Raw genomic sequence first — 4,056 nt, 5'->3', positions numbered from 1 at the left:
TCCAGCCCGGAACCCAGATCGACGCAAAAGACCTGCTGATCGAGTTCGAATGAAACAAAGGGGGCCTGCCCACGCCGGCAGGCCCCTCCCCCTGCCCTGACGTCAGCCCCATAAGCTGTTGAAAACGCCGGCCGTACCCTCAAATTGCGTAGGATAACGCAACAAGGGGTCGCTCATGCTCACCATTACCGCCATTTACGCCAGCCTGCTGGCGCTTCTTTATGTCCTGCTCAGCTTCGGCGTCATCCGCTGGCGCATCAAGGCCCAGGTGTCGGTCGGCGATGGCGGCGACAGCAGGCTGGCCCGCTCGATCCGCTGCCATTCCAATTTTTCCGAATACGTCCCGATCGGGATCGCGCTGCTGGCGATTTCGGAACTGCAGGGCGCGCCGGCCTGGGTGCTGCATGTGCTGGGCCTGATGCTGTTTGGCGGCCGGGCGATGCACGCGATCGGCTTCGGTCGCGAACCGCAGATCAAGCCGCTGCGGGGGCTGGGCTTCGTCCTGACCATGGCGATGATCCTCCTCGCCGCCCTGGGCAATCTGGGCCACGCGCTGTTCTGACAGCACCGCGCCCGGGGCCGGATTTTTTTTGCCGGATCGGCGCATTTTCCTCTTGCAGCCCCGGGCCAGAGTTTATATCTCACGCCTCACCCAAGGAAGCGGGCGTAGCTCAGGGGTAGAGCATAACCTTGCCAAGGTTAGGGTCGGGCGTTCGAATCGCCTCGCCCGCTCCAATTGGGACCCAGACAGGCCGGAATACCGGGACCCACCTGTCAAAGCCGGATGCGGGCGTAGCTCAGGGGTAGAGCGCAACCTTGCCAAGGTTGATGTCGTGAGTTCGAATCTCATCGCCCGCTCCAATCTTTCTCCAGATCCGACCTGATCGTCTGCCTTTGCAGTCATCGTTCCGCCCTCGTCTGACGCGGGTTCCGCTGCGGCGTGACGATCCGATATTGCTGTTTGCTCAAATCTGATATCTGTATCCGGTCCAGACAGGGAAACGGCCCGACACGGCCGCCCCCGGACAGACTCACAGGTATTGCCCATGGACCGCTCAGCCACCGCACATGACAACCTCTGGCGCGCCAGCAGCGCCGAACGGGTCGACAGTCAGCCGCTGGACCGCGATATCGACGTCGACCTGGCGGTGATCGGCGGCGGCTTCACCGGCTCCTCGGCGGCGCTCGAGGCGGCGCGGCGCGGCGCATCGGTGGCGCTGCTGGAGGGAGAAACCATCGGTCACGGCGGATCGGGGCGCAATGTGGGGCTGGTCAATGCCGGGTTGTGGCTGCCCCCCGACGACGTGATCGCCGAAATGGGCGAGGCACCCGGGCGCCGGCTGATCGCGGCGCTGGCCGAAGGCCCCGCAAAGGTGTTCGGCCTGATCGATAGCGAAGGCATCGACTGCGAAGCGACCCGCAACGGCACCCTGCACCTGGCCCATGCGCCCAAGGGCGTCGCCGACCTGCAATCGCGCTGCGACCAGGGCCAGAGATTGGGCGCGCCGATCACCCTGCTCGACCGGGCCGAAACCGTCGCCCGCACCGGATCGGAGGCCTTCCACGGCGCGCTTCTGGACCCGCGCGCGGGCACGGTGCAGCCGCTGGCCTATTGCCGCGGGTTGGCGCGCGCCGCGCAGGGCGCCGGCGCGCAGCTTTTCGAAAACACCCCGGTCGCCGCGATCGCCTGGCAGGGCGATCACTGGCAGATCGCCGCCCATGGACATGCCGTGCGCGCCAAGGCGCTGCTGCTGGCGACCGGCGGCTATCACCGCGACATCACCGCCCCCTTCGCGCCGCGTTTCGTGCCGGTGCATTACAGCCAGTTCGCCACTGCCCCGCTGCCCGCCGCGCTGCGCGACAAGATTCTGCCGGGCGGCGAAGGCTGCTGGGACACCGCGCTGGTGATGTCGTCGGTCCGGATCGATAAGGCCGGGCGGCTGATCGTCGGCGGCATGGGCGACAGCACCGGGCCCTACGCGCCGCTGCACCGCAGCTGGGGCCGGCGCAAGCTGCGCCGCCTGTTCCCCGAGCTGGCCGATATTCCCTTTGAGCACGGCTGGAGCGGCCGGATCGCGATGACCGGCGATCACATCCCCAAGGTGGTGGCATTCGGCCCCTCGGCCTATGCCACTTTCGGCTATTCCGGCCGGGGCATTTCGCCCGGCACCGTTTTCGGCACCGCCGCGGCCGAGGCCCTGCTCGACAACCGCCCCGACGCCCTGCCGATCCCGGTGCTCGACGGCTATGCCGAACGGTTCACCGCCGCCAAGGGGGCGTGGTACGAATTCGGCGCCTCGCTGATCCACACCCTGCCCGCCTGAACCGATCCGGCGGCAGGTGTTTTTTGCAATTGCTCGCTTGAGATTTTCCCGGCGCGATGCTAACTCGCGCTGGATGCCCCTATAGCTCAGCTGGTAGAGCAACTGATTTGTAATCAGTGGGTCCGCGGTTCGAGTCCGTGTGGGGGCACCACCCAATCGACATTTTTTGTTTTTCAGAGGATTGGAAAATCCATCTGAAACCCCTGCTCAAATAGCGGCACGCCCCGAAGCGGCCGATGTGTCAGCACCAGGCGAAAGACCTCATGATTTGGGCGATGCAACTTGTTGCCATCCCTGTTGGTCTTCGGACCGCCCCCCCTGCTATTTTGGGATGGACGAGGATCCACTTCGCGCCTTGCAACGATATGTGCTCACTTTCGCGCCCTAACCCTTGATTGATCACTGCTCAGTCGAATTGTATTCAGGTTGCATTCCACAGGCGATATTTCGGTAAATTTCCTTTGATCCAAGACTCCGTCAACACTGCTATCGAAATTCCCGGAAAGCTCCGCCCCCTCGCCTGCTTTGGCCGTGCAGAAGATATGACGGAGCGCATCGCGGATACGACCGATACCGATCGGAGCACACAGGTTCAGCGGCAGCAAGCACCGTACCGGCAGCGGCCGGATGATGGGTCACCGCGGCGGCGGCGGCGTTTCGCGCGGATCGGGTCGACCGGCCATCGGAACAAACACGCACAGTACCAGAGCAGGACGCAATAATGGGATATCGGTTCATCGGCAACGCAACGCTTGATAGCGCCGGTTCTACTGTGGCCTCGGCCGGGGATGTGAATGGCGACGGGCTGGATGACCTGATCATCGGGGCCAGCCTTGCCGATAGCGGCGGGAACCTCTCCGGCGAGGCCTACCTGATTTCCGGCGCAGCCTTGGCAAACACCGACGCGGTCGGTGGCAACAGCGACGGGGCGATCCGCCTTGGCAATGCAACGGCAGGCGACGGCTCCTACCAGTTCATCGGGGCCGACGAATATGACGGCGCAGGAAGGTCGGCGGCGACGACGACGACGTGCTGACCGGGCAGACCTGGGGCGATCTGCTATTCGGCGGCAATGGCGACGATTTCATCAATGGCGGTTTTGGCTACGACCGGATGAACGGCGGCGACGGGGCCGATCAGTTCTATCATCTGGGCGTGGCGGGGCATGGGGCCGGGCAGAACGAAATCCTCCTGACGATCCAGGACACCACCTATGATCTCATGGCCTGAAGTCAGTTAGCCCGAAAGCGGATGCAAAATTTGCCGCAGAAAGGCCCGCCGATTGGCGGGCCTTTCGCGTGTTGTTTCCGAACCGGGCTCAGCGCAGTTTCTCGGTCAGTTCCGGCACGGCCTCGAACAGGTCGGCGACCAGGCCGAAGTCGGCGACCTGGAAGATCGGCGCCTCTTCGTCCTTGTTGATCGCGACGATGATCTTGGAATCCTTCATCCCCGCCAGGTGCTGGATCGCCCCCGAGATGCCGCAGGCGATGTAAAGCTCCGGCGCCACGACCTTGCCGGTCTGGCCCACCTGCCAGTCGTTCGGCGCGAAGCCCGAATCGACCGCGGCGCGGGATGCGCCGACGGCGGCGCCCAGCTTGTCGGCCAGCGCTTCGATGATCTTGAAGTCTTCTTCGGACCCCACGCCACGGCCGCCCGACACGACGATGCCCGCAGAGGTCAGTTCCGGACGGTCGCTGGCCGCGACCTTGTCCTCGACCCATTCCGACAGGCC

Annotated in this window: 5 protein-coding genes and 3 tRNA genes; 7 read left to right on the top strand and 1 reads right to left on the bottom strand. The window is 64.6% G+C overall.

Annotation, left to right across the window (positions count from 1 at the left end; all coding sequences use genetic code 11):
- The first annotated feature begins 175 nt into the window (after positions 1-175).
- From GR167_RS20020 to GR167_RS19990, 7 genes are all read left to right on the top strand, one after another.
- Positions 176-562, top strand: a complete 387-nt coding sequence (locus GR167_RS20020; protein ID WP_160975511.1) for an MAPEG family protein — start codon at positions 176-178, stop codon at positions 560-562.
- Positions 563-660: 98 nt separating this feature from the next.
- Positions 661-735, top strand: a tRNA-Gly gene (locus GR167_RS20015).
- A 51-nt stretch (positions 736-786) separates the two neighbouring features.
- Positions 787-861: transfer RNA gene (locus GR167_RS20010), tRNA-Gly, on the top strand.
- Positions 862-1,046: 185 nt separating this feature from the next.
- A complete protein-coding gene (locus tag GR167_RS20005; RefSeq protein ID WP_160975510.1) occupies positions 1,047-2,324 on the top strand; it encodes an NAD(P)/FAD-dependent oxidoreductase in 1,278 nt (425 codons plus the stop codon).
- A 75-nt stretch (positions 2,325-2,399) separates the two neighbouring features.
- Positions 2,400-2,475, top strand: a tRNA-Thr gene (locus tag GR167_RS20000).
- A 570-nt stretch (positions 2,476-3,045) separates the two neighbouring features.
- On the top strand, positions 3,046-3,360 hold the full coding sequence (locus tag GR167_RS19995) for an integrin alpha (RefSeq protein WP_160975509.1): 315 nt from the start codon (positions 3,046-3,048) through the stop codon (positions 3,358-3,360).
- The gene (locus GR167_RS19990) at positions 3,354-3,554 is read left to right on the top strand and encodes a hypothetical protein (RefSeq protein WP_160975508.1); all 201 of its coding nucleotides are present in this window, start codon (positions 3,354-3,356) and stop codon (positions 3,552-3,554) included. Before GR167_RS19995 ends, GR167_RS19990 begins: the two co-directional genes overlap by 7 nt.
- Before the next feature lie 88 nt (positions 3,555-3,642).
- Here the strand turns inward: GR167_RS19990 and GR167_RS19985 are convergent.
- Positions 3,643-4,056: electron transfer flavoprotein subunit alpha/FixB family protein (locus GR167_RS19985; RefSeq protein WP_212770057.1), on the bottom strand; the 414-nt coding region annotated here is incomplete at its 5' end.

Origin of the sequence: Thalassovita mangrovi, assembly GCF_009857745.1 — a bacterium.
Lineage (GTDB): Bacteria > Pseudomonadota > Alphaproteobacteria > Rhodobacterales > Rhodobacteraceae > Thalassobius > Thalassobius mangrovi.
Note: the sequence above shows the minus strand (reverse complement) of the source record. Positions and strands in the feature narration are given on the sequence as shown.